Here is a 26,886-nt window from a genome sequence, read left to right as displayed (position 1 = left end):
GCATGATTGACCGCAGACCATGCCCTTAGGAACCCTCGACAGAACCCCGCCGCCCTTTTTTAAACAGGGGCCGTCGGCCTTGTCCAAGCTGATGTTTTTCAGTGCGCTGGCCCTGTTCCTGATGGTCGCCGACATGCGCTTCCGGGTCACCCAGCCGATTCGTGCCGCCTTGGCCACTGCGCTCTATCCTGTGCAATGGCTGGCGCTGCAGCCGGTGCGGGCCGTGCAAAACGGCGGCGGTTATTTCACCGCCTTGAACCAGGCCAAAACCAGCGAGGAAGAAGCGCGCAAAAAACTTGCGCTGCAGTCGCTGCGGGCCGGCCAGGTCGAGCAATTGGCGCTGGAGAACACGCGCCTACGCAAGCTGCTCGATCTGCGTGAGCAAAAAGCCATCAACGGCCTGGCCGCTGAAGTGCTGTACGACGCGCCCGATCCCTACACCCGCAAGATCATTATCGACAAGGGGCTGGCCCATGGCGTTGCCCTCGGCTCGCCGGTGGTGGATGAGTCTGGCGTACTCGGCCAGGTTACCCGCGTGCATCCCCTGGTCAGCGAAGTGACCTTGGTGATCGACCGCGAACTGGCCATTCCGGTGCTCAACACCCGTACTGGCGCGCGCAGCGTTGCGTATGGCGAGCCCTCGGCTTCGGGCGGTGGGCTGGAGCTGCGTTTCATGGGCAGCAACTCGGATGTGCAGCAGGGCGATTTGCTGACGACCAGCGGTGTGGACGGGGTTTACCCACCGGGGTTGCCGGTGGCCAAAATCGAGAAAATTGAACGCCGTGCCGAATCGGCTTTTGCCCGCATTTACTGCACGCCCGAAGCCCAGGTCGGCGCGGCCGTGCATGTCATGGTGATCGCGCCGGTGTCGGGCCAGATTCCGCAGCGGCCGGTTGACGAGGCCGCGCCGAGCCCGGTGAAGAAAGGAGCCGGAAAATGATCATGCCGTCGGGCCAGCAACTGTTGTTGCCGGCCAACCCCGTTTTCATTTGGACCAGCCTGATCGTTGCCCTGCTGCTGGACATGCTGCCGCTCGGACGTGTGCCCTGGATGCCCGATTTTCTGGCGCTGGTGCTGGTGTTCTGGAACGTGCACCAGCCGCAGCGCGTGGGCATCGGCCTGGCGTTCATGTTCGGTCTGGGCATGGACGTGCACCAGTCGGCCTTGCTGGGACAGCATGCGCTGGCCTATACCGCGCTGAGTTTTTTCGCCACCATGATTCACCGCCGCCTGCTCTGGTTCACGGTGCCTTCGCAAGCCCTGCAGGTACTGCCGATGTTTGCCGGGGCGCACGGGGTCGAGATCCTCATCCGCATGAGCAGCGGCGGTATTTTTCCGGGCTGGACACTGCTGTTGGCCCCGTTGGCCGAGTCGCTGCTGTGGCCGGTGGTCAGCGTGATGCTGCTGGCCCCGCAGCGGCGGGCGCCCAACCCCGACGAAAACCGGCCTTTATGACGCCCCCACGGTCACTCGCTGCGCGTAGTTCCCTGCCCCCCGAGGGGGCCGCTGCGCCTGCGGGCCGGCGGAGCCGGACCCGCGGCCCTTGCTTGAAGGGGATGGGAGTTCAACTCCGGTTCGGGCACTTATTGATCTGCGCGGGGTCCGACTGAGATGACTGAACTCCGGGATGTTGAAGCCGACCTGTCCCGCTTTCGCGCGCGGGTACTGGTGGTGGGCCTGGTCGTCCTGTTGGCCTTCTCGCTGGTCGCCGCCCGCCTCGTTTATTTGCAGGTGGTGCGGCACGACGACCTCAACGCGCAGGCCGAAAGCAACCGCACGGCCGTGGTCCCCATCGTGCCCAACCGTGGCCTGATTCTGGACCGCAACGGCGTGGTGCTGGCGACCAATTATTCCGCCTACACGCTGGAGATCACGCCCTCCAAAGTCGGCGACCTCGACGACACCATCGAGGCCCTGGGACGTCTGGTGGAGATCACACCGCGCGACAAGCGACGCTTCAAAAAACTGCGTGATGAATCCAAAAATTTCGAATCCTTGCCGATCCGCACCCGACTGAGCGACGAGGAAGTGGCGCGTTTCGCGGCCCAGCGTTTTCGGTTTCCCGGCGTGGACATCAAAGCGCGGCTGTTTCGCAGCTACCCCTACGGCGAGCTGGCCAGCCATGTGGTGGGCTACATCGGCCGCATCAACCAGGCGGAAAAAGAGCGCATCGAGGAAAACGACGAGGAAGGCAATTACCGCGGCACCGACTACATCGGAAAACTCGGTGTCGAGCAGAGCTTTGAGCAGCAACTGCATGGCAACACCGGCGTCGAGCAAGTGGAAACCTCCGCCGGTGGCCGGGCGGTGCGCAAGCTGGCCAGCAGCCCAGCTACGCCGGGCGACACGGTCATGCTGTCGATCGACATCAAACTGCAGAAACTGGTGGAAGATCTGTTCGGCGAGCGGCGCGGTGCGCTGGTGGCGCTGGACCCGCGCACCGGCGAGGTGCTGGCCTTTGTCAGCAAGCCGACCTTCGACCCCAACCTGTTTGTTGACGGTATCGACAGCGAAAGCTGGCAGGCCCTCAACGAGTCCATCGAAAAACCGCTGCTGAACCGGGCCTTGCGCGGCACCTACCCGCCGGGTTCTACCTACAAGCCTTTCATGGCCATGGCGGCACTCGAGTCCGGCAAGCGCCAGCCCGGCAGCATCACCAACGACACCGGCTCCTGGATGTTCGGCGGCCACCAGTTCCGCAGCCACGGCTCAGCGATGGGGCCGGTGGACATGTACCAGAGCATTGTCAAATCGAGCAATGTCTACTACTACTCGCTGGCCAACGACCTCGGCGTGGACGCCATGCATGATTTCATGAGGCCGCTGGGCTTCGGCCAGTTGACGGGCATCGACATCCAGGGCGAGGTGCGCGGCGTGCTGCCCAGCCAGGCCTGGAAGCGCGAATACTTCAAGAAAAAAACCGAGCAGATTAAAAAATGGTACCCCGGTGAAACCATCTCGCTGGGGATCGGGCAGGGCTACAACAGCTTCACCATGCTGCAACTGGCCCAGGCAACGGCGGTCCTCGCCAACGATGGCGTCAAACACAAGCCACGCCTGGTGATTGCAACCCAGGACTCCATGACGCGAGCCACCCACCCGGTGGCGGCCGATGCGCCAGAAAACCTCGGCTACAAGCCCGAGAACCTGGCCGTGATTCGCAAGGCATTGGTGGGGGTGACACAGGAAGGCACCTCAACGCGGGTGTTTGCGGGCGCCGGTTACTTGAGCGGCGGAAAGACAGGCACTGCCCAGGCCTCAACGGTCGGGCAGAAAGACAAGTACAACAGTGCCAAGCTGGAGGAGCATCAGCGTGATCACGCGGTCTACATGGCGTTTGCACCGGCCGACCAGCCCAAAATTGCGCTGGCGGTGATTGTTGAAAATGCCGGCTGGGGCGCTGGCGTGGCGGCGCCGATTGCGCGGCGCGTGTTTGACTATGTGCTGCAGGGCCAGTACCCCAGTGAGGAAGACATGCTTGCCGTACAAAAGGGGCTGGCTGCTGCGCCCATCGGCAAGCCACGCTCGGCCGCCGAGATGGCCGGGCTGCTGGCCACCAGCGCCGCGTCTGCCGGGCCAGTGAGCGCGGCGGCGGCCCAGGTCAGGGCGGCCAGGGCGGCGGCACTTGCGGAAGCCGTTGCCAAACTGATCCCCACCGCGTCTGCCGTCGAGGCCAACGCAGACTAGGAGTCTGGGCGGCAGAAGGCGTCGAAGCGAAAAGTGGCCCCGTCGCGGCCGCTTTGCAGCCGACGTACCTTCTGCCGCCCAGGCTCCTAGACCGACGTCCCCTTGTTGACACCAAACAGCGTGGCCGGGTGAGTGGTGGGAAAGACAGCAAACAATGCGGGTACCAGAATCAGGCCGCCGCCGACGATGGCGTCCACAAAACCCACCGGCAGCGAGGCCATCGTCACGATCAGCAACTCCATGGCTGGATGGTCTCATCGAGCCTGCGGGACCTGCGGATCCGACGGGTGGGGAGCATCCACTGATTCGGTACGCGGGAGGCAAAAAAAAGCGCCGGGAAAGCCCGACGCTTTTGTCAAAAACATCCCAGAGGATGCCAATATTTTCTAGTCAATCTGTTTGTCTCCTCGGCCCCTCTGCGAGCACCGTGGCCCGTCTGCAGGTCATTAACTGTAGGTCGCGCACCCACTTAGTGCATCAGCATTTTCCCTCCCCTGGGGCGCGCACTCCTCGTATGCGAGGGTTCCAGCTTGCTGGCATGACTTATGCCTCTTGCCACCTGTCGTTGGGTTTATTCGCACAAAAACGGGAATCACTATGGACCGCAGGCGCCATCTTCGGCGACAGTGAGACCCATCGCCAGCGTGAGCGCCGAGACGTTCACGCGCCGCGTTATGTCAAAGGGTTGGGCTGATTTTTCGCCGGCTGGTTATCGGGCTGGCTTGCCAAGGGTGAAGAAAAAACAGGCACCTTCTTGCGGCGCAGATTTTGCCCAGATTTTCCCGCCGTGGCGCGACACGATCCTGCGCGCCGTCGCCAGGCCAATACCGGCGCCTGGAAAATCTTCCGGTGCGTGCAGACGCTGGAAGGCGCCAAACAGTTTGTCCGCATAGGCCATGTCAAAGCCTGCGCCGTTGTCCTTGATAAAAAAAACCGTGTCGCCGTCCGAGCTGGTTTCAGCGCCTACCGAGATGTCGGCATGGGCCTGCCGCGAGGTGAATTTCCAGGCGTTGCCCAGCAAAATCTTCAGGAGGTGGCGCACCAGTGCGGCGTCGGCAGACGCGGGCAAGGGCGCATGCACATGCGTGTGGACCTGGCGGTCAGGCGCCTGTTGCCGCAGCGTTTCAATCTCCTTTTCTGCCATGGCGGCCAGGTCCAGGGGTCCGCGCCGGATATCGGTGCGAGACAGTTGCGCCAACGCCAGCAGACTGTCGGTTCGCTCATTCATCTGGTTGACACCGGCGCGGATGCGCTGAAGGTAGTGCTTGCCGCGCTCGCTGGCACCGGCGCCCATCTCTCTTTCGAGCAGGCCGGCCAGTCCGTTCACAGCGATGTAGGGCTGACGCAAGTCGTGCGCGAGCGACTGCGAGAAGGCCTGCAACTCCTGGTTGGCCGCAGTGAGCTCGATGGTGCGCTGCTCCACCCGGCTTTCGAGCTCGGCGTTGAGCTGCATGATTTGTTGCTCGGCGAGTTTGCGCTCGGTGATGTCGCGCAGGATCACGCTGACCTGGACATCGCCATGGCTGCCGACATGTTGTGAGGATGAGATCTCAACCGGAAAACGTGCGCCGTCGCCGCGCACGCAATTGATCTCCCCGCGAAACTCACCGGTACGGCTTCTCTGTTGGAGCATCGCCGCCACACGCGGATCAGCGGCATCCATAAGACCGGTGAGGCCGGTGGCCTTGATCCGGGTGTCATCCATCCCGAACATGGCGCAAGCGGACGGGTTGGCAGCAATCACCGTGCCGTCTGCCAGAGCCTGGATGAATCCGTCGAGGCTGGTCTCGAACACCAGGCGAAAACGCTCTTCGCTGATGCGCAAGGTGTCTTCCGCCGCCAGCAAACTGCGGTAGCGGCGCGCGCGGCTTTGCGCCGCCGAGACCAGCGCGGCCGGCTCCACCGGCTTGACGATGAAGTCATCTCCGCCTTGCCGGAGCGCTTGCGCCTGTTTGTCCAGGCTGGTTTCAGCCGACAGGAAAACAATCGGGATGCGCACAAAGGCCTGCTGCTGGCGAATAAGCGCGGCCAGCTCAATCCCGCTGCATTGCGGCATGTGGATGTCGCAAGTGATCAGGTCGGGCTGGAAGTCGATCAAGGGCGCCATCACCTGGCTGGGGTCGGTGACGATGCAGGTTTCCATGCCGGACGCTTCAAGCACGCCGGCATAAAAGGCGGCCAGTAGATCGTCGTCGTCCACGATCAGCACACGGTAGGGTCGGACGGGTTCCCCGGACGTGACCTGGTCCAGCAGGCCAAGCAGTGCGGGCACATCGAGCGGGTGCGCAAAATAACCGGCTGCGTCGGCGCGCACGGCTTCCAGTCGGGCCTCGAAATCGTTGCTGCCCGTGATAAAAATCAGGGGGACCGGGTTGGCGCCTTCGGGGACGGTCTGGGTGTACTGCTTTAGTTGGGGGTCGGCGTTAAAAACCGCGTTGGCCAAAATCGCAACAGGCCGCGTCTGCACCGGGAGCTGATCCGGCTGGTCAACGATGCGGCTGGGGTATCCGGCGTGCTGGAGCTGGGCACTCAGCCGGCTGGCCGCTTGCACGTCTGCTTCAACAATAAAGATCAGGCCCCCGGTCTGTGTGCGAAGTTGTGGCGCCGCCCAGCTGCGAACTCGAGGCACTGACAAAGAAAGAGCTGCAGAAGTGCCGCTGACCTGTGTCATGGCGTCGTACAAGGCCTGTTCGCTGACCTGCAGCGAACGGCGTTCAGCCGCGCCCACAGGCCGGCCCAAGGCCGTGGCTGCAGACAGAAGCGTTTCGATGCTGGTGGCCGCCTCACTGATGGCCGGAAACCCGAAGGTGCCCCCCGAACCCGCCAGCTTGTGCGCTCCTGCCAGGGCTGAAAGTCCTGCTGCGTGATCGCCCGCATGCAGGTATTGCTGCAAGGCTGTGCCCACCTCGGCGACCTTTGCCGGTAGGCTTGCCAGATAAAGCTCGCGCTGCGTTTGCATGAAGAGGGCGAGGCGGGTTTGCGACATCGAATTCCTTGGCTTGAACAATTATGTGCCCCGCCGAAGACCCCGCCGTCATTTCGCCAGGCGTGGGCCCGTATCATGTTTGCTGGCCCGCGGCAGCGGAAACGGCGTGTATGCCCACTTGGATATTGGCATGAGCAACAACAGTGCGAAAGAAGTGGGTCGGGTCGGCGCCGGTCTGGCTTGGGGCCCGCTGGCCATCGTGCTGTTCTGGCTGGTGGTCATGGCGGTGTTGTATGCCTTGATGACGCAGGTACTGAAGCCGCCGCCTCTGGTGGTTTCAGCGACGGGAGAGCTGTTGATCCCCAGGGCACGCGATGGCCATTTTTATGCGCAGGGGCATATTCAGGGCAAGCCGGTGACTTTTCTTGTCGACACAGGCGCCTCGCTGGTGGTGGTTAGCGAGGCATTTGCGCGTGACGCCGGCCTGGCGGCTGGCGAGCCGACGACATTTCGGACGGCCAATGGCGAGCTGCGGGGCCGGATTGTTTCCGGCCTGACCGTCTCGGTCGGGCCGGCCAGTGTTTCCGGCACACGGGTCGGCGTGGGGCTGGTCGGCCCGGACGCCGGCGTGGCCTTGCTGGGGCAGAGTTTTTTGTCCAAATTTGAACTGGTTTTGTCCGGAGAAACCATGATTTTGCGTCCCAAATAGTCTCAGGTGAGGGAAAAATGGCCGCAACGGACGACAGGCGGGCATCCACAGGGTAATAAGTTACAGCTGCCCCGGTAATTCATGACTGACAAACGCGTCCAAGGCTCGTAACATTCGCTGACATTCAGGTTTTGTCTGCAAGCAGGAGTACATCCATGTCACGAGCCGCTTTTGTTCTTTTTGCGTGGCTATTTTTCAATGGGCTTGCTCCTGCCCTGGCCGCCGATATCTCCGCCCACCAGCAGGGCGTGCTGATCAAGGGGCCGATCCAGAAAGGCGATTACGCCAAAATCATCCAGTTTGTCCGGCACGCCGACAACTACGAGCGTTTTGCGCGATCTGTTTTTCTGGACTCTCCTGGCGGGGATTTCGATGAGACCGTCAAGATTGCCCGGCTGCTTGAGAAAAGTCACGCAGCAACCCATGTGGTTCCTGGTGCCCGTTGTTACAGCGCCTGTTTTATTTTGTGGATGAGCGGCGTCAGTCGTCATGTCCCCAGCAGTGCAAGCCTGGGGGTGCACCGGATCAATGTGAAAGTGAATGGTCAACCCATGGACCCGGCGTCTGAACGCTTTGCCAGCATCGCCCGCATCGTCGAAAATTACATGGCCGCGCTTGGCACACCGCGTACTATTCTGGACAAGATGAACGCCACCGCTTCGGCCAATATGTTTGTGATCAACCAGCGCTGGCTGGCCGATCAGCAACTGCTGGTCGCACTGTCTTACCGCATGGGGTTCATGGACGCGGCCCAGATGCATTGCGGGCCAGAACCCTATGCGGCCGCTGTCAAGGACAAAACCCCCATGACCGAGGAAGAGGCAAAAGGCTGGGGCGCGCAGATCAAGCGCTGGATGGGGTGCGCCGACGAGCTCAGGGCCCGCAATCAGAAGGCGGACGTTCTGACCATCGCGGCCCTGCTCGACGATTCAGACGCCAACTGAGGTCAGTGCCTACCCCTTCTTCGCCGCGTTAGCCTGCTCAGGAAGAACGGAAGGTTCAGGTCAGGCATCAGAAGCGAGCCTCTGGCCTGCGTCAGCCCGCAAGGTGCAGAGTTCAAACGGATTGAACGAAGGTCGGGGCTATACCCCGTCCTGAATCCATTGGGCAGCCTTCTCGGCAATCATCAGTGTGGGTGAGTTGGTGTTACCGCTGGTGATGAGTGGCATCACGCCGGCATCGACCACACGCAAGCCCGTGATTCCGCGCACCCGCAAGTGCGCGTCCACCACCGCCAGCGGGTCATCGGCCCTGCCCATTTTGGTGGTGCCCACCGGGTGGAAGATGGTCGTGGCAATGTCGCCGGCCAGCCGGGCCAGGTCTTCATCGCTTTGGAACTGCACACCTGGGCGGAACTCTTCCGGCTGATAAGCCGCCAGGGCGCTCTGGCCCACAATGCGGCGCGTGATGCGCAGCGAATCGGCCGCCACCTGGCGGTCTTCGGCGGTGCTCAGGTAGTTGGGCGCAATCGCCGGGGCGTCCTCAAAACGGCCACTTTTGATCTGCACCGAGCCCCGGCTGGTCGGGTTCAGGTTGCAGACACTGGCGGTGAACGCGTTGAAGGTGTGCAGGGGCTCGCCAAAAGCGTCCAGCGACAGTGGTTGCACGTGGTACTCGATATTGGGGTAAGGCTGGTCGGGGGAGCTGCGGGTGAAAGCGCCGAGCTGCGAGGGCGCCATGCTCATCGGGCCGGTTTGCTTCAACGCATATTCGAGGCCGATCTTTGCCTTGCCCCACAGCGATGTACCCAGCGTGTTGAGCGTGAAGTGTTTGGCGGCGGCGCTTTTGACCTTGTACACCGAACGGATTTGCAGGTGGTCCTGCAAGTTGGCGCCCACCCCGGGCAGGTCCACCACAACGGGTATGCCGTGTTTTTGCAGCAGCGCCGCCGGCCCTATGCCCGAGAGCTGCAGAATTTGCGGCGAGCCTATGCTGCCCGCGCTCAGAATGACTTCGCCCAATTTACCTTGTGCCTTGCCGGAGTCGCGCGTGGCAAAAGCCGGGACACTTTCCTGGCCCGTCCAGACCTCGACGCCAGTGCAGCGCTGGCTGCCGTCGTCCTGCCGCTCAATCACGAGTTTGCTGACTTGCGCACTGGTCCACATTTCAAAATTGGGGCGACCAAAGCAGGCGGGGCGCAGAAAAGCCTTGGCGGTGTTCCAGCGCCAGCCGTTTTTCTGGTTGACTTCAAAGTAACCCACACCTTCGTTGTCGCCGCGGTTGAAGTCATCGGTCGCAGGAATGCCCGCTTGCTGCGCAGCTTCGGCAAAGGCGTCGAGGATGTCCCAGCGAAGCCGCTGCTTGTCGACACGCCATTCCCCGCCCGAGTTGCGGTGTCGCAGCGTTTGTTGATAGGGAGCGCCCTGATCCTGCATCAGTGTCGGCGCCGTGCCGCGCGCACCGTGCATGGCGTTGGCGCCTTTGTAGTGGTCTTCATGCAGCATGAAGTGGGGCAGGGCGTTGTCCCAGCGCCAGGCATCGTCGCCGGTCAGTTGTGCCCACTGGTCGTAGTCGCGCGCCTGACCCCGCATGTAAATCATGCCGTTGATGCTGGAGCAGCCGCCCAGCGTCTTGCCGCGCGGGTAACGCAGGCTGCGGCCGTTCAGGCCGGCCTCCGGCTCGGTGCTGTAGAGCCAGTCGGTGCGCGGGTTGCCAATGCAGTGCAGGTAGCCGACAGGGATGTGAATCCAGTGGTAGTCGTCCTTGCGGCCGGCCTCGATCAGGAGCACGCGTTTCGACGCATCGGCGCTCAGGCGGTTGGCCAGCAGGCAGCCGGCGGTTCCCCCTCCGACAATGATGTAGTCAAAAGTGTTTTCGTTCATGGGTGTTGTCTCATGCTTTTTTTCGAGTAATAATTTTTAGTTTTAACGCCACAATTTCGGCCCTGTTAATTGCCAAGTAGACCTGCGCTAGAGCTTCCTCGTATTCCTGCCAGAGTTCAGTTCCAACCTGCAACTCCAGATGGGTCGCCACTCGGGATGTCCCCCACTCCTCGAACTGCTCGAGCCGAGCAATTCGTTCAATCACATCAACTACACAGCGAGTCGTCGGACTAAGCGGCGCGCGACTGAGCATCCAACGCTTCCAATCGTTGTTGCCTTTGGATTGGTTGCATTTGCCGCACGCGGGCACCAAATTTCTGATGTGCGTATATTCGCCGGTAGGCCGCTTGTCCTTGATAAGCGGGCGCAAATGGTCCCACTCGCTAGCCGGATTGCCGCAATAGACGCAGGTTAGTGGACTTCCATGCTGCTGATTAAAAAAACTGAGAGCTTCATTTATTTCGTCGTCTGTGGGGACTTCCACAGGCAATACACCGTTGATGAATGCATTTGTGATCGACGAAGTCCGTGCCTTTAGACCATGAGGTTTGGGCAATAAGAAGCGCGAAATCGCCATTGATCACTTCGCAGTCGGCATCACAAACTCCGCGCCTTTGCCAATGCTTTCGGGCCAGCGCTGCATGATGGACTTCTGCTTGGTGTAAAAACGCACACCCTCCTCACCGTAGGCATGCATGTCACCAAACAGACTCTTCTTCCAGCCGCCAAAGCCATGCCAGGCCATGGGCACCGGAATCGGCACATTGATGCCCACCATGCCCACCTGAATGCGCCGGCTGAACTCACGCGCCACATGGCCGTCCCGGGTAAAGCAGCTCACCCCGTTGCCAAACTCATGCGCGTTGATCAGCTCCACCGCTTCCTTGAGGTCCTTGACCCGCACACAGCCCAGCACCGGCCCGAAGATCTCCTCCTTGTAGATCTTCATCTCGGGCGTCACATGGTCAAACAGCGTGCCACCCATCCAGAAACCACTCTCGCAGCCGCTGCCCGCATCCTTGCCGGTAAAGCTGCGACCGTCGACCAGCAACTGCGCGCCTTCCTTGACGCCTGCATCGATGTAGCCGGTGATCCGGCTGTGCGCCGCTGCGCTCACGATGGGGCCCATCTCCGCATCCAGGTGCACACCATTCTTGACGACCAGGGTTTTGGCGCGGGCGGCCAACATGGGAACCAGCTTGTCAGCGACATCGCCGACCAGCACCGCCACCGAGATCGCCATGCAGCGCTCACCGGCCGAGCCGTAACCGGCGCCGATCAGCGCGTCAACGGCTTGCTCCAGGTCGGCGTCGGGCATGACCACCATGTGGTTTTTCGCGCCGCCGAGGGCCTGCACACGCTTGCCGTGGTGCGCCCCGGTTTCATAGATGTAGTTGGCAATCGGCGTCGAGCCGACGAAAGACACGGCTTTGACGTCCGGGTGCACAAGCAGCGCATCGACCGCCTCCTTGTCACCCTGGACCACGTTGAAGACACCGTCGGGCAGGCCGGCTTGTTTCAGGAGTTCGGCGATAAACAGGCTGGGGCTCGGATCAATCGGGCTGGGTTTGAGGATGAAGCAGTTGCCCGCAGCAATGGCCACCGGGAACATCCACATCGGCACCATCACCGGAAAGTTGAACGGCGTGATACCGGCCACCACACCCAGCGGCTGGCGCAGGGTCCAGTTGTCAATCCCGGTACTCACCTGGTCGGTGAAGTCGCCTTTGAGCAGTTGCGGGATGCCGCAGGCAAATTCAACAATATCAATGCCACGCGAGACTTCGCCCTGGGCGTCGGTGAAGACCTTGCCGTGTTCGGCGGTGATCAGATGGGCCAGCTTGTCTTTGTTCTGGTTGAGCAGCTCCAGGAACTTGAACATCACCCGGGCGCGGCGAATCGGCGGCGTGTCGGCCCAGGCCGGGAAGGCGGCTTGCGCAGCGGCCACGGCGGCATCGACCTCGGCAGCGTTGGCCAGGGCCACGCGGCCGGTGATCGCGCCTGTGGCGGGATTGAAGACGTCTTGCGCGCGGCCGGAACTGCCTGCGGCGCTGCGTCCGTTGATGGCGTGACCGATGGCCTGCGCGGTGTTGCTTAAAAGAGGGCGACTCATATCATTCATTTCTCAGGCTCCAGGGGTAAGTGCCCAGATTATCGGATGGCGGCGCGATGTACCAGAATGGTATCCCGCAGTGTCTGGGCAAACGCTGACAAAGGGTGGCGCGGTGCAAGGCTACTGATGGATTAAAGGCTGGCAAGCTGCCACGGGCCTGACAGGCCACCGGACGTCTTTGCACCCGGATGCCACTTGGCCGCTGGCGGCCGCTTCTGTAGGACAGCAAGAGGGCGTTTTGAAGCCAAATGCCGGTAGCCGTGGCACCTGTAGCTGCATTACCATGCTCTTGAGCGCCTGAGCCATGCGCACCCGTGCGCCGGCCGCTGCCTGTTCTGCCGAATCACCTTCTGACTCTCGCACCATCAAAAACATGCCACTTCCGGAGGAAACCGCTGTCAGCGAATCCACTCCGCATATCGAGTCGCAGGACACGCCGGAAGGCGCGTGTTATTTGGTGCTGGGTCCGTGGACAGCCAGTGAACTGACCGCGCGGCCAGTGTGGGATGCGCTGAGCGCCCACCTGCAATCCCTCGGTGCTGAAGCTTCGGGTCAGAGCGTGTTGTGGGACTTGCGCCAGATCGAGCAGCTTGATCATCTGGGCGCACAGGTGCTCTGGGACCATTGGGGCCGGCAATGGCCTGAAAAATTCGAGCTTGAGCCCGCGCAACGCGCGGTGCTGGAGCGTGTGGCCGAGTTCAGCGTGGAGCGGCCAGCGACGCCGCCTCAAGGCTTCAGGCAGGCCTTCCTGAAGCTGGGCGAGGGGTTGCTGGAAGTTGTCGACCATTTCACGGGCCTGGTGGCCCTGGTGGGCCGCCTGGTGCTCAACCTTGGCAAGCTGGTCAGCAACCCGCGCGAAGGCCCGTGGCGTGACATATCCGGCCATCTGTATCACATTGGCGCCACGGCTTTGCCGATCACCGCGCTGGTCGGCTTCCTAATTGGCGTGGTGCTGGCCTACCTGATCTCGCAGCAGCTCAAGCAGTTTGGTGCCGACGCCTTCATCGTCAATATCTTGGGCATCTCGCTGATCCGCGAGCTCGGGCCAGTGCTGGCCGCCATTCTGATTGCCGGGCGCTCGGGATCGGCCATCACGGCGCAGATCGGCGTGATGCGCGTGACCGAAGAGCTCGATGCGATGCGTGTCATGGGTATTGCGCACAGCTACCGGCTGGTGATGCCGCGTGCCATAGCGCTGGCCATCGTGATGCCGCTGATCAGTGTCTGGACCACCGTGGCGGCGCTGCTGGGCGGCATGCTGGCGGCTGATCTGGTCATGGGCATCACGCCCTCGTTTTTCATCAACGCCCTGCCTGCCGCCGTGGATGTCGCCAATCTTGCGCTGGCCAGCGCCAAGTCGGTGGTATTTGGCGTGCTGATTGCGCTGATCGGCTGTCACTTCGGCCTGCGTGTCAAACCCAATACCGAAAGCCTGGGTCGCGGCACCACCGCGTCCGTCGTGACCTCCATCACCGTGGTGATTTTGGTCGATGCGCTTTTTGCCGTGCTGTTCAAGAGCATCGGGACCTGACATGGATACGGACAACAGGAACACGACAGCCCCCCGCAGTCAGCCGAACGACGACGTGATCGTCGACATCGCCGGCTTGTCTACCGTGTTCACCAATGGCGACAAGGAATCCGTCATTCACCAGGACCTCGACCTGTGTATAAAGCGCGGCGAGTTCCTGTCGCTGGTGGGTGGCTCGGGCACCGGCAAAACCGTGCTGCTGCGCGAGATGCTGGGGCTCGAAGACCCGACGCGCGGCGAGATCACCGTGCTCGGCAAACCCGTTGCCGAGTTGGGCAAACACGGCGCGTCGCGTCGCGTGGGGATGTTGTTCCAGCAGGGCGCGCTGTTTTCTGCCTTCACGGTGCTGGAGAACATTGCCTTCCCGCTGCGCGAGCTCAAAACGCTGCCAGACGCGCTGATCCGCGAGGCGGCCATGGTCAAGTTGCAGATGGTGGGCCTGGCGCCGGAACATGCCGACAAAATGCCGGCCGACCTGTCGGGTGGCATGGTCAAGCGGGTGTCGCTGGCACGCGCCCTGATCATGGACCCGCCGCTGCTGCTGCTGGACGAGCCAACCGCCGGTCTGGACCCCGAAAGCGCAGACAGTTTTTGCGCCCTGCTGCGCTCGCTGCACAAGGGCATGGAGCTGACCGTGGTGATGGTCACGCATGACCTGGACACGCTGTTTGAGCTCAGCACGCGAATTGCTGTACTCGCCGACCGCCAGGTCATTGTGGTCGGTGCGCCGCGCGATGTGATTGCTTTTTCGCACCCGTTTATTCGGAGCTTTTTTCTGGGTGAGCGTGGCCAGCGCGCGGCAGAGTTGCTGCGCGAATACCCCTTCACCGTATGAGGTGCCTCCATAAATCCGCTGCTCGGGCGCATTGCTGCGTTGCGCGGTGCTCGGAATCCTCATGCACCAAAGTGCATTCCGGTGTCCTGCGCGCCGGGCGCCTTGCACTGCATCCCGAGCAACGAATTTCTGGAACCACCTCACAGAGAGATTAAGGACTTTAAAAATGGAAAACAAAGCCCACGCCCTGGCCGCCGGCGCTTTTGTGCTGGTGGTCGCTGCCCTGCTGGGCCTGCTGGCCATCTGGCTGACGCGCGACAGCAGCGAGCGCCACCTGTATGAGTTGTCCACCCGGGAAACCATCTCCGGCCTGCAGCCGCAGGCGCAGGTGCGTTTTCGCGGCGTGCCGGTTGGCAAAGTCGAGTTCATCGGTTTTGACCACGAGACCAAGGGCAACGTGTTGATCCGCATCTCGGTCGATGTGGGTACGCCGCTGACCCAGTCCACTTTTGCCACCCTCAGCTCCCAGGGCGTGACCGGCCTGGGTTTTATCCAGCTCGAAGACGATGGCCCGCTCACTGTGCTGCTGGTGCCCAATGACGACGACCCACCGCGTATTCCGCTCAAGCCCGGTTTGTTGGACAAGCTGCTCGGCAAAAGCGAGGTGATCATGGACCAGGTGGAGCAAGCCAGCACCCAACTCAACAAGTTGCTGGGCGACGCCAACCAGCAGGCGCTGATGAACGCGGTCACGCAGTTCGGCCAGGCCGCCGACAACATCAACAAGGTGGTGCTCAAGCTTGACCCGGTGGTGGCCAGCTTGCCCAAACTGAGCCAGGAAACCAGCGCAACCATGAAGTCTCTGAAGACCGCCGCCGACGACGTGTCCAAAACCGCTACCAGCGTGACCGCCACCGCCGAACGCCTGAACGCCAAGGGTGGCCCCATCGACAAGGTGGCCGAAGGCGGCGCCGCGCTGGCGGCCACGGTGGAGACCTTCAGCGCCGCCACCTTGCCGCGACTGGGCGAGGTGGCGGAGGAAACCGCCCGTGCCATGCGCCAGCTCCGGCGCACCGTCAATGCGGTGGACGACAACCCGCAGTCGCTGATTTTCGGCAATGGCCCGCCCGCACCCGGCCCGGGTGAAAAAGGCTTCACCGCTCCCGGAGGACAACCATGAACTATTTTTTTGCTATCAATAAAATAGCTGCTTGCGCCCGCCACGCAAGGGCTGGAGGTCGATTTGGCTTGATATTTTCGATGGCCCTGCTGCTGGGCGCGTGTTCGGCCCTGCCCGACAAGCCGGTGCGCGCCGCGCTGTACGACTTCGGCCCCGGCGCGCTGACCTCGCAGCCGAGCACGCGGCTGGCGTCGCTGCCACCGATTGCGCTGGCCCACATCTCCACCGCTGGCGGCGCCTTGGACAACCAGGCCGTGTTGTACCGGCTGGGCTACGACGATGCGCAGCAATTGAGGCCTTACTCGCAGGCGCGCTGGAGCATGCCGCCGGCGCAACTGCTGCGCCAGCGCCTGCGCGACGTGCTCAGTCGCAATCGCGCTGTGCTCAATGCCGGTGAAGGCCCGGCGCTGAACCGCAGCGTCAACCAAGGGGTGCTGCCGCGCGTGTTGCAGCTCGACCTGGAAGAGTTCAGCCACTTCTTTGAGTCGCCCGGCAGCAGTGTCGGGCTGGTTCGCCTGCGCGCCACCCTGGTGGAGCCCACGCCCACCGGCGAAAAGTTGCTGGCCCAGCGCAGCGTCACGGTGCAGCGCCCCGCGCCCAGCGCTGACGCCCCCGGCGGCGTGCGTGCGCTCACGGCGGCCACCGACGCCGCGATTGACGAGATTGCGACATGGCTGCAACAGGTGCCGTGAACCTTGAAGACAAGCTTCGGCAGGCCGGGCTGGAACTGCTCGGCAACTGCCAGAAGATGTCCGGGCGCGGGCCTGACCTGCTCGAACATTCGGCAATGCTGGAAGACTTCACGCCGCAGGAGCTCGACACCCTGGGCGAGGCCATGCTGCTGGTCCGCGCGCAGCCGGGCCAGGTGCTGATCAGCGAAGGCGACAAGGGCGACTGGATGCTGCTGCTGCTCAGCGGCACGGTCGATGTGACCAAGACCACGCCGCTCAGCGAAGATGAGCCCGAATCGCAGGAGAGCTTCTCGCGCCTGGGCGTGGCCACCGAAGGCGCGGCCCTGGGCGAGATGTCGATGTTCGACCGCGATGTGCGTTACGCCACCTGCACCGCCATCGACACCGTGGAAGCCGCCGTGCTCAGCCGCGCAGCGATTGGGCAGCTGATTCGCCAGCACCCCGGCGTCGGCGCCAAGCTGGTCGTCAAAATCACCCAGCTGCTGGCGCAGCGGCTGCGCAACACCAGCAACAGGCTGGTCAAAATGCTACAAAAACAATAGCTGTTGGCGCATGTCTAATAAGGGCTACAGGCATATTTCGTATAAATTTTTACCCGCTCAACCCGTCCCTTTTGTCATTGCGGACCCCGGATCGTGGTCCGGGGCAGGCTTGACCCGCAATCCATGTATGCACACCCTGCGGCGGTGGCTCATGCGCCATGGATCCCGGGTCAAGCTCGGGATGACAATCCAGGGAGTACAGAGTTTTTATTCAATTCATGAAGACAAACCGATGAAAACACCGGCCCTGCGCGGCGGCTTGCTGGCCTTGCTGGCAGCCACGCTGTTTGGCGTCAGCACGCCGCTGGTTCAGTACTTCGGCGTCGGCCTGGGCGCACTGACAACACCGGCCCTGTTGTATGCCGGCGCTGCGGTGGCCGGTGGCCTGCTCATGCTGGGCGGCGTGTTGCTGCACCTGGTGGAGTCGCACGGCCATGGGCATGAGCATGCGGCGCTGGACCACGAACATGCGCACGACCACGCCGATGGCCATCACCAGCATACGCATAGCCACCTGCACCACCACGAAGCGCAGGCCCACACCCACCCGCATGTGCCGGATGCGCACCACCAGCATCGGCATGGGTGATTCCATTTCTAGATCATCCGTGCACTTTGTCGGCTTCGCTAGCCGTACGTCTGTACTGTCGTCGCTTCGCCTTCGCGTTCACGAATGATGTAGAAAAGGAAAAAGCGGGCAGCTTGAAACCAGCTCGGGCGCAGAGTTGGCGGTGGCAGGGTCAATCGAGCATTCGCATCGAAAAGTGAGGCGGTTTCACACTCGCTTCACACAAGCCCGTCTTTTCTCATACCGGCTTCACACGGCGTTTGCACACTCCATTTCGTTGTCAAAACGAAAGGACGCTCATGAAGTCAAAATTAATCTCGATTGCCTTGGTCCTGGTGCTACTGATTGCCGCGCTGATGCAGATCAGTGGTGTGGTGCACGACCGCCAGAACTACCGGCAAATCGCCATCCAGAGCGTGGCGCAAAGCCTAGCCGGTGCGCAGACGCTGACCGGGCCGCTGATTCACATGTCCTGCACAGAAGAGTGGAATGTCAAAGTGGACAAGGAGGTGCGCGTCGAGCGGCGCGAGTTCATCCTGGTGGCTGCGCCCGCCGTGCTCACGGTCAAGGGGAGTAGCCAGCTCGAGCCGCGCTCCCGTGGCCTGCATGCGACCCAGGTATTCAGCCTCAAGGCGCAGCTTGTCGCGCAGTGGGCGGATACCGAAGCGCTGAAGCCGGTGGCCCTGCATGTCGGCTCACGCATGAACTGCGGCCAGCCGCTGCTGATGATGGCGGTGTCCGACGCGCGGGGCATACGCCATGCCAGCGTGAAGATTGACGGGCAGGTCTTGCCGCTCAAGCCCGGGACCTTTTTTGGGAGTTACCCGCGCGGCGTGCATGCACCGCTGCCGCCTGGCCTGGGGCGCAGCACGCCGATCGAAGCGCAGCTTGAAATCGAGCTGGTCGGCACCGAAAGCATCTCCGTCGTGCCGCTTGGTGGCGACACCCGCATGCAGCTCAGCTCCAACTGGCCGCACCCGAGTTTTGGCGGTCAATTTCTGCCGGTCGAGCGCAAGATCACTGATGACGGTTTTGAAGCGACCTGGCGCGTGAGCGCCTTGGCCAGCACGGCGCAGCAGGACGTGACTCGCACGGACGCTTCCAAAGGAAAAAGCGTGTGTCCACCGGCCGTTGACGGAGCCATCAGGGGCTCCTGTGTTGAAGCCTTCAGCGTGACCTTTGTCGACCCGGCCAACACCTACGCCCTGAGCGACCGGGCGACCAAATATGGTCTGTTATTCATCGGCCTTACCTTTCTCGCGGTCGGCCTGTTCGAGTTCATGAAAGCGCTGCGCGTGCACCCCATCCAGTACTTCCTGGTGGGCGCGGCCATGAGCCTGTTTTTCCTGCTGCTGGTCAGTTTGTCGGAGCACATGCGATTTGACGCTGCCTACGCCATCGCCTCGTCGGCCTGCGTGCTGCTGTTGGCCTATTACGCCAGCTACATGCTCAAAAGCTGGGGGCGCGGCGTGCCCTTTGGCCTGGGCATTGCGGGTCTGTATGGCATGCTTTTTGTGCTGCTGCAGATGGAGCAGACTGCCCTGGTGCTGGGTGCCGTGGCCTTATTCGTTGTACTGACCGCCATCATGATGTTGACGTGCCGGATTGACTGGTATGCACGCTTTCGGCAAGCCGACCAAGCTGGGCAGACCAAGCAGGCAGCAGAGGTGACAGACTGATGCCTGCCGCTCGTACCCGTGCCGGCTCAGAAGTGCAACTCGACCCGCAACCCCGGGTGGGTGTTGCGCACCACCATCCGGCCCCCATGGAGCACCATGATCTGCCGCACGATGGCCAGGCCCAGGCCCGATCCCTTGGTTATGCCGTCCGGGCGCACGGTCGAGAAGAAGCGCTCTCCCAGCCGCACCAGGGCGTAGTCAGCCACGCCGGGCCCGCTGTCCTGCACGGCGACCTGGCCTTCGCGCGCCTCTACCGTGATGACGGAGCCCGCAGGCGCAAACGAGCAGGCGTTTTCCAGCAGGTTGCCGAGTGCCAGACCCAGCAGTTCGGGCTCTGCATCAACCCCGCTCAATTCGGGGGTTGCTATCATATTGATAGCGTACTCCGCATAATTGACATGGGCTACAGCCTGAAAAGGCTTCAAAAAATCGGCCCACAGCAGTTTTTTACGCTGCACTTGTGCATGGCGCTGCTCCAGCTTGGTCAGCTCCAGCATGCGGTCCACCAGCGCTTGCAGGCGGCTGGTTTGGCTCAGCACCTGCCCGGCAAACTCGCGGCGCGCGTTATCGGGCAGTTCGTCCTGCAGCAACTCGCCCGCCCCGCGAATCGCGGCCAGCGGGCTTTTGAGCTCATGCGTCAATGCACGTACATAAGCCTCTATGTACTCGTGGCCCTCCAGCTTCAGGCGCATGGCGTCCACTGCCATCGCCAGCTCTCCGAGCTCGCCCGGTATTTGCGGCACCGCAGGTTTGGCGCCCTGGCCGACGGCGTTGGCATAGTGGCGCAGCTTGCGAATGCTCCACACCACCCACAAGGTTACCGCCACACCAATCGCCAGTGACAGGGCCAGTAGCAGCAAGCCACTGAGAAAAATCTTGCGTTCGGCCCGGTCGATGAAGGCCTGGATGGTGGACATCGGCTTGGCCACCGTCAACACCCCAATCGTCTTGCCAGCGTGTTGTACCGGCGCGGCGACATACATCACGGATGTCCGGTCGTCATGCTGGATTTCGCGGGTGGCGCGCGCGCCGTACTCGCCACGCAGAGTGCGCGCCACATCGCGCCAGCGCGAATAATCCTGTCCGATCGCGGTGTTTTCCGAATCGAACATCACGGTGCCTTTGCTGTCGGTGATATAGACCCGAAAATCCAGCGACTGTTTGGTCATGCCCCAGATCTGCACGTCGATAGGACGGCGCGCATAACCGCGCACCTGCTGCGCAAACCGCCCCTCAGCCATGTGGCCCGCCGCCAGGTCGTCGCTGGCGAGTTCGGCCAGAATGTTGGCGGTATCCACCATCATGTCTTCCATGACTTCGCGCACGCTGGGCTTGACCTCTGTCATGAAGACGCGCAACACAAAGAAGGCCGCCAGGCCAGCAACCAGAAAAAAGCCGAACAGCAGGCGTATGCCTAGACGCATGTCAGCCGCACCGAACGCGGTGCCATGCCAGCATACGCTGCGGCCTGGCCCTTGAGGGAGAGGCGGCCACACGCAGTGAGTGCGCAACGGGGTGTTTCATCACTCAACACAGTAACCCATGCCGCGATGGGTCACGATGTAGTCGTGGTCTGGCGCGGCCTCCTGCAGTTTGGCGCGCAGGGTTTTGATGTGGGTATCGACGGTGCGGTCGGTACTGTCCGAATCAGCACCCCATACGGAGACCAGCAGTTCTTCGCGCGAGCGGATACGCCCCCGGTGGCGCAGCAGATCGGCCAGCAGGCCAAACTCGCGCCGCGTCAGATTCAGCGGCCGGCCGCGCAGGCTGACGCGCTGGCCGGGCATGTCCAGGTCGAAAGGGCTGATGCCCGAGGAATGCGCCGCTGCCGGAGCCTGCATGCGCGCCCGCCTGAGCATGCCGCGTACTCGTGCCAGCAACTCGCGCGGGCTGAAGGGCTTGCTCACGTAGTCGTCGGCGCCCAGTTCCAGGCCGAGTACACGGTCGATCTCTTCGCCGTGGGCGCTGAGCATCAACACCGGCAGACTACCGCTGTTGCGTACCTCCCGGCACAAATCCAGGCCGCTGCCATCGGGCAAGCCGACATCGAGAATCAACACGTCGGGCGGGCGCATGGCAAGCTGACGGCGCGCATCGCTGAGCAGCAGGCTGTGTGTGACGGTCAGGCCGTCGCGCTCCAGTGTGTAGATGATGGACCTGGCGATGGCCGGGTCGTCCTCGACCAGCAGAATGCGTGCACTGATCATTTGACCCACCGCGCTACCCGGAAAATTTCAACCGGAGCTGCGGAACCGGCTTTGCCGGGCCGCAGGCGCAGGCCTTGCAGGCCGCCGGGCTGCGAGACGCAGCCCCTCTGAGTTCCGTCCAAGCCTGCACTGGCAGGCTCGGAGCCGCGGCACTCAGCCCCCCGGAGGGCTGAGGGCTACACGCAGTGAACGAACGTGGGGGCTCCATCTATTCAGCGGCCGAGAATGGGAAACAACTTGTGCAGCCCGTCGGCCATCACCTCCACCGCCAGCGCCGCCAGAATCAGGCCCATCAAACGGGTCATGACGTTGATGCCGGTTTTGCCGAGCACGCGGGCAATCGGTTCGGCCAATGAAAAACACACGGCTGTGGCCAAACCGATAACCACGCCGTAGCCAACCAGCAAGCCCAGGTCAAAAAAAGTTTTGGCTTTCTCGGCGTAAATCACCACGGTGGACATGGTGGCCGGCCCGGTCAGCAGCGGAATGGTCAGCGGCACCACCGCAATGCTGGCGCCCATGGCCGCCTTGGCAGCGCCGTCTTCCAGCTCGTGGGTTTGCGGCTTGGCCTCGGCCGGTTGTGCGTTGAGCATGTTCATAGCACTGAGCAGCAGCAGCATGCCACCGCCGACTTGAAAACTCGCCAGCGAAATGCTGAAGAAGTCGAGGATCTGCAGGCCCAGCAGCGCACTGGTGGCAATCACCACAAACGCGCTGAACGACGCGGTGACGATGGTGCGCCGCCGCTGCGCGCTTGAAAAACCCTGCGTGTAGTGGATAAAAAACGGCACGATGGCCAGCGGGTTGACGATGGCCAGCAAGGTGACCAAAGGTTTGAAGTCCATCAACGGCCACCTGCAATATCTAGCAGGGCGCCGGTGGTGTAGCTCGACTCATTCGACAGCAGCCACAAAATGCTTTGCGCGACTTCCTCGGCGGTGCCGGGGCGCTGCATCGGCACCTGCGGCGCCAGGTCGCGCGCGCGATCTGGCAGGCCGCCCGAAGCGTGGATGTCGGTGGCTATGATGCCGGGCCGCACCGCGTTGACGCGTATGCCTTCGGCCGCGACTTCTTTGGCCAGGCCCAGGGTGAACACATCGACCGCGCCCTTGGCCGCCGCGTAGTCCACATACTGGCCGGGCGCGCCCAGCCGCGCGGCCACGCTGGAGACGTTGACAATGGCGCCGCCCGCGCCGCCGTAGCGTGTACTCATGCGTTTGACGGCCTCGCGCGCGCAGACCATGGTGCCGATGACGTTGATGTCAAACATGCGTTTGAGGCGTGCCACGCTCATGCCATCCACCCGCGCCGTCTGGTCCACCACCCCGGCGTTGTTCACCAGCGCCGTCAGTCGGCCCAGCTTGGCGTCGACTTTTTCAAACATGGCCAGCACCTGGGCCTCGTCGGCCACATCGGCCTGCACCGTGAGGGCCGTGCCGCCTTTCTTTCGGATCTGCCGCACCACCTCGTCGGCAGCCAGCGAATTGGCCGTGTAGTTGACGGCCACTGCGTAACCCTGCCGGGCTGCCAACAAGGCGGTGGCGGCGCCAATGCCGCGCGAGGCGCCGGTGATCAAAACAACTTGGGACAAAGCCTGCCTCCAGCAAAAAAAAGCAATCCCGGTTACAAACCGGTGGGACCCGAATCAATGTACATCAATCGGCAGCAGAGCCAACAGGAGACACCCTTGAGCATCACCATTGACTATTACTTCACGCCGCAAAGCCCGTGGACTTACCTGGGCCACCAGCGCTTTGCGCAGATCGCCAATGCAGCGGGTGCTGCGGTTCGGGTGCTGCCGGTGGACTTCGGAAAGATTTTCCCGATCTCCGGCGGCTTGCCGCTGGGCCAGCGCGCGCCGCAACGCCAAGCCTACCGGCTGGTCGAGTTGCAGCGGTTCAGCGAGCACCTGCAGATGCCGTTGAACCGTCAACCCAAATACTTCCCCGTGGGCGGCGACCCGGCTGCGCGGCTGATCACTGCGGTGGATCAGCAGGACGGCAGCGCTGCGGCCATGACGCTGGCGGGTGCTATCTTTCGCGCGGTCTGGGTCGAAGAGCGCGACATTGCCAGCGCGCAGGTGCTGGCGGAAATCCTTCACGCCGGTGGCGGGGACCCCGCCCGGCTGCTGCAATCGCAGGGAGCTGAGATCCAGCAGCTGTATGAAGCGCACACGCAGCAGGCGATTGATGCCGGTGTGTTCGGCGCACCCAGCTATGTGGTCGCTGGCGAGATTTTCTGGGGCCAGGACCGGCTGGATTACCTGCAGCAAAGGCTCGCGCGCCGGTAAATTCTTCGCCCCTGCGATCACCCCATTGCAACCCATCCACTGAATCAGGAGACCCAATCATGGCCAACTTGATCGACCTCCAATCCGCCGACGGATTCGTCTTTCCGGCCTATGTGGCCGAACCGGCCGGCAAGCCCAAAGGCGCCGTCGTGGTGCTGCAGGAGATCTTCGGCGTCAACTCGCACATCCGCTCGGTCGCCGATGGGTATGCCGCCGCCGGCTACCTGGCTGTTGCGCCGGCCACCTTCCACCGCGCCAAACCCGGTGTCGAGATGGGCTACACGGAGCCCGACATGAACGCTGGCTTTGCGCTCAAGACCGCAGTCGAGGCGCTGCCGGCGCCGAACGCAGCGACGGGCCGCCCCGAGCAAGTTCAGCCCCTTGAGGGGGCAGCGCAGGACGCGAAGCGCCAAGCGTGGGGGCTGTCACCGGTGCTGCAGGACATCCAGGCCGCGATCAGCCATGCAGCGCAGACCTCGGAGGGCAAGGTGGGCATCGTGGGTTTCTGCTGGGGCGGACTGCTGACCTGGCGCGCGGCCTGCACCTTGTCGGGCCTGTCAGCGGCCGTGCCTTATTACGGCGGCGGCATGACGGCGGGCGATGAGCCGACGCGCAAACCGGCCTGCCCGGTGATGGCCCACTTCGGCAACCAGGACCACTGGATTCCGCTGGACACCGTCGAGGTCTTCAAAAAGGCGCAACCCGGCGTGGAGGTGCATGTCTACGAAGCCAACCACGGCTTCAACTGCGACCAGCGCGGCTCGTACAACGAAGCCGCAGCCAAACTGGCGAAACAGCGCACGCTGGACTTCTTCACCAAGCACCTGGGTTGACCGTGGCTTGCGGCCGAATTCTCAAGCCTTTTTGGACCTTGGCCCATAGGTGGCGGGCGCAAACAGCTATATTTTTGATAGCAATTGCACCGCTGGCGGCAGAAGCTGCTGACTACGCCGGCCCGCTGTTCGACGCGCACCTGCACTACAACGAGGAAGCGTGGAATGGCAGCGTTGGGCCGCACAGCCCCGCCGATGTGCTGGCGCGCATGCAGCGCAACGGCGTCAAGGCCATCGTCGCCAACTCGCGGCCCAACGATGGCACCAAGGCGCTGGCGTCGCTGGCGCAGACCCACCAGGCCGGTGTGACGGTGGTGCCTTTCATCCGTCTGTACCGCAACCGCGCCGACTATGACGGCTGGTTTCGCGACGAGACCATTTACGAAATGGTGCAGGCCGAGTTTGCACGCGGCGTGACTGGCGCGCAGGCTGGACCGTACAAAGGCATCGGCGAGTTTCACCTGTACGACAGCGCCAATGCGAACGGGCCAGTGGCAAAAAAACTGATGCAGTTTGCCGAGAAGAACCAACTCGCCATCCTCGCGCATGTGGACGACGTGGCGATTGACCTGCTGATGGCGCATGCACCGGGCGCGCGGCTGATCTGGGCGCACACCGGCATTGGCGGGGCGCCGGTTGCGCGCGTGGACGCGTTGCTGGCCCGGTACCCGGCGCTGATGGGCGAGCTGTCATACCGACCCGGCCTGACTTGTGACAGTGGCAAGCTGTGCCCCGAGTGGCGAGCGCTGCTGCTCAAGTACCCCGGCCGCTTCATGATTGGTTCGGACACCTGGGTCAACCAGCGCTGGCAGTATTACGACGAGCTCATGAAGGGCTACCGCGTGTGGCTCGGCGACCTGCCTCCCGATGTGGCGCGAAAAATCGGGTGGGACAACGGTGCTGGTTTGTTCGGGGTGAAGTAGCAGCATCGCGCTGCTGATGTTTCAATGGAAGGTTGCCTGTGACTCTGCAGCTCCACTACTACCCGAGCACCGCCGCTATGGTGCCGCACATCGTGCTCGAAGAAATCGGCGCACCTTACCAGCGCGTGCTGGTAGACCGCATGCAGAACGCGCACAAGACGCCGGACTACCTCCAGCTCAACCCGAACGGACTGATTCCGGTGCTGGTGGACGCGGAACTGGTGCTGTACGAAACCGCCGCGATCTGCCTGCACCTGTGCGACACCCATCCCGAAGCGGGCTTGGCCCCGGCCCTGGGTACGGCAGCGCGCGCGCACTTCTACAAATGGCTGATGTGGTTGACCAACACGCTGCAGGCCTCGCTGATCGTGTACTTCTATCCGGAGCGCTTTGTGGCGCCGGGCAACACCGCCGGCGCCGCCGAGGTCAAGGCGCAGGCCGAAGCCAGAATCGGCGGCTTGCTGAACCAGCTCGACGCAGAACTGGCACGCCACGGTGGCCCCTGGTTTGCGGGCCAGGCTTACAGCGCGCTTGACGCTTATGTGTTCACGCTGTGTCGCTGGACGCGCAATTTCAGCTCGCCCGCCGCCCGCACCCGGCCGCACTTGGGGCCTTACCTGCAGCGCCTGCTGGCGCGGCCCGCAGTGCAGCGCGTGTTCGCGGCGGAAGCGCTGGTCCCGCCGTTTGTCTGAGACGGGCGCAGCGCTGCCCTAGGCTCCTAGCGCGCGGTTCTGGCCAGATACTGTTTGCGCCAAAACACCGTCCCCACGACGATGATCAGGACAAGCATGAAGCCGAAGATCCACCAGAAGCCGTAGCGCGTGTGGATCAGGGGCAGAAACTCGAAGTTCATGCCAAAAAAACCGGTGATCAGGTTCAGGGGCAGAAAAATGGCTGTCAGCGCCGTCAGCGTTCGCATGATGCTGTTGGTGCGGTTGCTCTGTGCACTGAAGTGAATTTGCACAACGGTTTCGGCCGACTGCTCCAGCCGGCGCGCGTGGTGCACCACGCGCTGGATGTGCTCAATCACGTCGCGGGCGCGCGCCACCATCTGGTCGCGGCGCGTCTGCGCGAGCTGGGCGTCGGCGGCAAACGACGACATCGGTTGCTCGCGCAAGGAGTCCAGCCATTCCTGCATCGCATCGTGCTGCTCGTCGCACAGGTCTTCGAGCACATGCAGCTGGCTGCGCGCGTCCATCAGCGAGCCCCAGTTGATAAAACGCGAGTTGGGTTTGAGCAATTCGCCCTGCCAGTGCTCTAGCTGGGTGGTGATTCCATTTCCACAACATTAGTGCAATAATATCCTCCATCATACTTGATGGAGAAAGTCATGGCACGTCCAGTTACCGGGGATGATGAGACGATCGAAATTGCGCAAATAGCGATCTCGCAAGCCACAACGATGGATG

Annotated in this window: 25 protein-coding genes and 1 pseudogene; 16 read left to right on the top strand and 10 right to left on the bottom strand. The window is 62.6% G+C overall.

Annotation, left to right across the window (positions count from 1 at the left end):
* Nucleotides 1-19 precede the first annotated feature (19 nt).
* The 3 genes from mreC to mrdA all read left to right on the top strand — a co-directional run bounded on the left by mreC (nt 20) and on the right by mrdA (nt 3,687).
* Complete coding sequence (gene mreC, locus Q8O29_RS02860) at nt 20-940, top strand: rod shape-determining protein MreC (protein ID WP_305560548.1); 921 nt, start codon at nt 20-22, stop codon at nt 938-940.
* Complete coding sequence (mreD, locus tag Q8O29_RS02855; RefSeq protein WP_305560547.1) at nt 937-1,455, top strand: rod shape-determining protein MreD; 519 nt, start codon at nt 937-939, stop codon at nt 1,453-1,455. Before mreC ends, mreD begins: the two co-directional genes overlap by 4 nt.
* A gap of 156 nt (nt 1,456-1,611) precedes the next feature.
* Nucleotides 1,612-3,687: a penicillin-binding protein 2 gene (mrdA, locus tag Q8O29_RS02850; RefSeq protein ID WP_305560546.1), complete on the top strand. Its 2,076-nt coding sequence runs from the start codon at nt 1,612-1,614 to the stop codon at nt 3,685-3,687.
* 89 nt (nt 3,688-3,776) lie between these two features.
* On the opposite strand, the pseudogene Q8O29_RS02845 reads toward mrdA, so the two are convergent.
* Nucleotides 3,777-3,929, bottom strand: a pseudogene (locus tag Q8O29_RS02845) (sulfite exporter TauE/SafE family protein); the annotation flags it as partial.
* Between the two features lie 467 nt (nt 3,930-4,396).
* On the bottom strand, nt 4,397-6,673 hold the full coding sequence (locus Q8O29_RS02840; RefSeq protein ID WP_305560545.1) for a response regulator: 2,277 nt from the start codon (nt 6,671-6,673) through the stop codon (nt 4,397-4,399).
* 130 nt (nt 6,674-6,803) lie between these two features.
* Between Q8O29_RS02840 and Q8O29_RS02835 the strand changes: the two genes are divergently transcribed.
* Both Q8O29_RS02835 and Q8O29_RS02830 read left to right on the top strand, forming a co-directional pair.
* The gene (locus Q8O29_RS02835) at nt 6,804-7,322 is read left to right on the top strand and encodes a TIGR02281 family clan AA aspartic protease (RefSeq protein WP_305560544.1); all 519 of its coding nucleotides are present in this window, start codon (nt 6,804-6,806) and stop codon (nt 7,320-7,322) included.
* A gap of 155 nt (nt 7,323-7,477) precedes the next feature.
* Nucleotides 7,478-8,266 carry a hypothetical protein gene (locus tag Q8O29_RS02830; RefSeq protein WP_305560543.1) on the top strand — a complete coding sequence of 263 codons (789 nt, stop codon included), beginning with the start codon at nt 7,478-7,480 and terminating at the stop codon, nt 8,264-8,266.
* Between the two features lie 138 nt (nt 8,267-8,404).
* Here Q8O29_RS02830 and Q8O29_RS02825 read toward each other — a convergent pair whose 3' ends face one another.
* The 3 genes from Q8O29_RS02825 to Q8O29_RS02815 are packed head-to-tail and all read right to left on the bottom strand — an operon-like array spanning nt 8,405 to nt 12,257.
* Nucleotides 8,405-10,144, bottom strand: coding sequence for a GMC family oxidoreductase (locus Q8O29_RS02825; RefSeq protein WP_305560542.1), 1,740 nt, complete (start codon nt 10,142-10,144; stop codon nt 8,405-8,407).
* Between the two features lie 10 nt (nt 10,145-10,154).
* The gene (locus Q8O29_RS02820) at nt 10,155-10,721 is read right to left on the bottom strand and encodes an HNH endonuclease (RefSeq protein ID WP_305560541.1); all 567 of its coding nucleotides are present in this window, start codon (nt 10,719-10,721) and stop codon (nt 10,155-10,157) included.
* Nucleotides 10,722-10,724: 3 nt separating this feature from the next.
* Nucleotides 10,725-12,257, bottom strand: a complete 1,533-nt coding sequence (locus Q8O29_RS02815) for a CoA-acylating methylmalonate-semialdehyde dehydrogenase (RefSeq protein ID WP_305560618.1) — start codon at nt 12,255-12,257, stop codon at nt 10,725-10,727.
* A 373-nt stretch (nt 12,258-12,630) separates the two neighbouring features.
* Here Q8O29_RS02815 and Q8O29_RS02810 point away from each other — a divergent pair, with 373 nt between their 5' ends.
* From Q8O29_RS02810 to creD, 7 genes are all read left to right on the top strand, one after another.
* Nucleotides 12,631-13,788 carry an ABC transporter permease gene (locus tag Q8O29_RS02810; RefSeq protein ID WP_305560540.1) on the top strand — a complete coding sequence of 386 codons (1,158 nt, stop codon included), beginning with the start codon at nt 12,631-12,633 and terminating at the stop codon, nt 13,786-13,788.
* Nucleotide 13,789: 1 nt separating this feature from the next.
* Nucleotides 13,790-14,623, top strand: coding sequence for an ABC transporter ATP-binding protein (locus Q8O29_RS02805; protein WP_305560539.1), 834 nt, complete (start codon nt 13,790-13,792; stop codon nt 14,621-14,623).
* Between the two features lie 166 nt (nt 14,624-14,789).
* Nucleotides 14,790-15,743 (top strand): MlaD family protein, encoded by a 954-nt coding sequence (locus Q8O29_RS02800; RefSeq protein WP_305560538.1) that lies wholly within the window; start codon nt 14,790-14,792, stop codon nt 15,741-15,743.
* A gap of 80 nt (nt 15,744-15,823) precedes the next feature.
* Nucleotides 15,824-16,435, top strand: coding sequence for an ABC-type transport auxiliary lipoprotein family protein (locus tag Q8O29_RS02795; protein WP_305560537.1), 612 nt, complete (start codon nt 15,824-15,826; stop codon nt 16,433-16,435).
* Complete coding sequence (locus Q8O29_RS02790; RefSeq protein ID WP_305560536.1) at nt 16,414-16,977, top strand: cyclic nucleotide-binding domain-containing protein; 564 nt, start codon at nt 16,414-16,416, stop codon at nt 16,975-16,977. The genes Q8O29_RS02795 and Q8O29_RS02790 overlap by 22 nt, the downstream gene beginning before the upstream one ends.
* Before the next feature lie 181 nt (nt 16,978-17,158).
* Nucleotides 17,159-17,566, top strand: a complete 408-nt coding sequence (locus Q8O29_RS02785) for a hypothetical protein (protein ID WP_305560535.1) — start codon at nt 17,159-17,161, stop codon at nt 17,564-17,566.
* A 278-nt stretch (nt 17,567-17,844) separates the two neighbouring features.
* On the top strand, nt 17,845-19,224 hold the full coding sequence (gene creD / locus Q8O29_RS02780; protein WP_305560534.1) for a cell envelope integrity protein CreD: 1,380 nt from the start codon (nt 17,845-17,847) through the stop codon (nt 19,222-19,224).
* Nucleotides 19,225-19,250: 26 nt separating this feature from the next.
* On the opposite strand, the gene creC is transcribed toward creD, so the two are convergent.
* The 4 genes from creC to Q8O29_RS02760 all read right to left on the bottom strand — a co-directional run bounded on the left by creC (nt 19,251) and on the right by Q8O29_RS02760 (nt 23,022).
* Entirely contained in the window at nt 19,251-20,648 is a 1,398-nt protein-coding gene (gene creC / locus Q8O29_RS02775) for a two-component system sensor histidine kinase CreC (RefSeq protein ID WP_305560533.1), read from the bottom strand.
* A 99-nt stretch (nt 20,649-20,747) separates the two neighbouring features.
* Nucleotides 20,748-21,431 (bottom strand): two-component system response regulator CreB, encoded by a 684-nt coding sequence (creB, locus tag Q8O29_RS02770; protein WP_305560532.1) that lies wholly within the window; start codon nt 21,429-21,431, stop codon nt 20,748-20,750.
* A gap of 212 nt (nt 21,432-21,643) precedes the next feature.
* The gene (locus Q8O29_RS02765; RefSeq protein ID WP_305560531.1) at nt 21,644-22,276 is read right to left on the bottom strand and encodes a MarC family protein; all 633 of its coding nucleotides are present in this window, start codon (nt 22,274-22,276) and stop codon (nt 21,644-21,646) included.
* A complete protein-coding gene (locus Q8O29_RS02760; protein WP_305560530.1) occupies nt 22,276-23,022 on the bottom strand; it encodes an SDR family oxidoreductase in 747 nt (248 codons plus the stop codon). Before Q8O29_RS02760 ends, Q8O29_RS02765 begins: the two co-directional genes overlap by 1 nt.
* Nucleotides 23,023-23,118: 96 nt before the next feature.
* On the opposite strand from Q8O29_RS02760, the gene Q8O29_RS02755 reads away from it, so the two are divergent.
* From Q8O29_RS02755 to Q8O29_RS02740, 4 genes are all read left to right on the top strand, one after another.
* On the top strand, nt 23,119-23,721 hold the full coding sequence (locus tag Q8O29_RS02755; protein WP_305560529.1) for a 2-hydroxychromene-2-carboxylate isomerase: 603 nt from the start codon (nt 23,119-23,121) through the stop codon (nt 23,719-23,721).
* A 59-nt stretch (nt 23,722-23,780) separates the two neighbouring features.
* Nucleotides 23,781-24,554 (top strand): dienelactone hydrolase family protein, encoded by a 774-nt coding sequence (locus Q8O29_RS02750; protein ID WP_305560528.1) that lies wholly within the window; start codon nt 23,781-23,783, stop codon nt 24,552-24,554.
* A 77-nt stretch (nt 24,555-24,631) separates the two neighbouring features.
* Entirely contained in the window at nt 24,632-25,477 is an 846-nt protein-coding gene (locus Q8O29_RS02745; protein ID WP_305560617.1) for an amidohydrolase, read from the top strand.
* Between the two features lie 32 nt (nt 25,478-25,509).
* Complete coding sequence (locus Q8O29_RS02740; RefSeq protein WP_371134134.1) at nt 25,510-26,169, top strand: glutathione S-transferase family protein; 660 nt, start codon at nt 25,510-25,512, stop codon at nt 26,167-26,169.
* A 26-nt stretch (nt 26,170-26,195) separates the two neighbouring features.
* Here Q8O29_RS02740 and Q8O29_RS02735 read toward each other — a convergent pair whose 3' ends face one another.
* The gene (locus Q8O29_RS02735) at nt 26,196-26,717 is read right to left on the bottom strand and encodes a CorA family divalent cation transporter (protein ID WP_305560526.1); all 522 of its coding nucleotides are present in this window, start codon (nt 26,715-26,717) and stop codon (nt 26,196-26,198) included.
* Nucleotides 26,718-26,886 lie beyond the last annotated feature (169 nt).

Origin of the sequence: Polaromonas sp., assembly GCF_030689685.1 — a bacterium.
Taxonomy (GTDB): Bacteria; Pseudomonadota; Gammaproteobacteria; order Burkholderiales; family Burkholderiaceae_C; genus Polaromonas.
The sequence above is the reverse complement of the archived record's forward strand: the minus strand, read 5'-3'. Positions and strand labels throughout refer to the sequence as shown.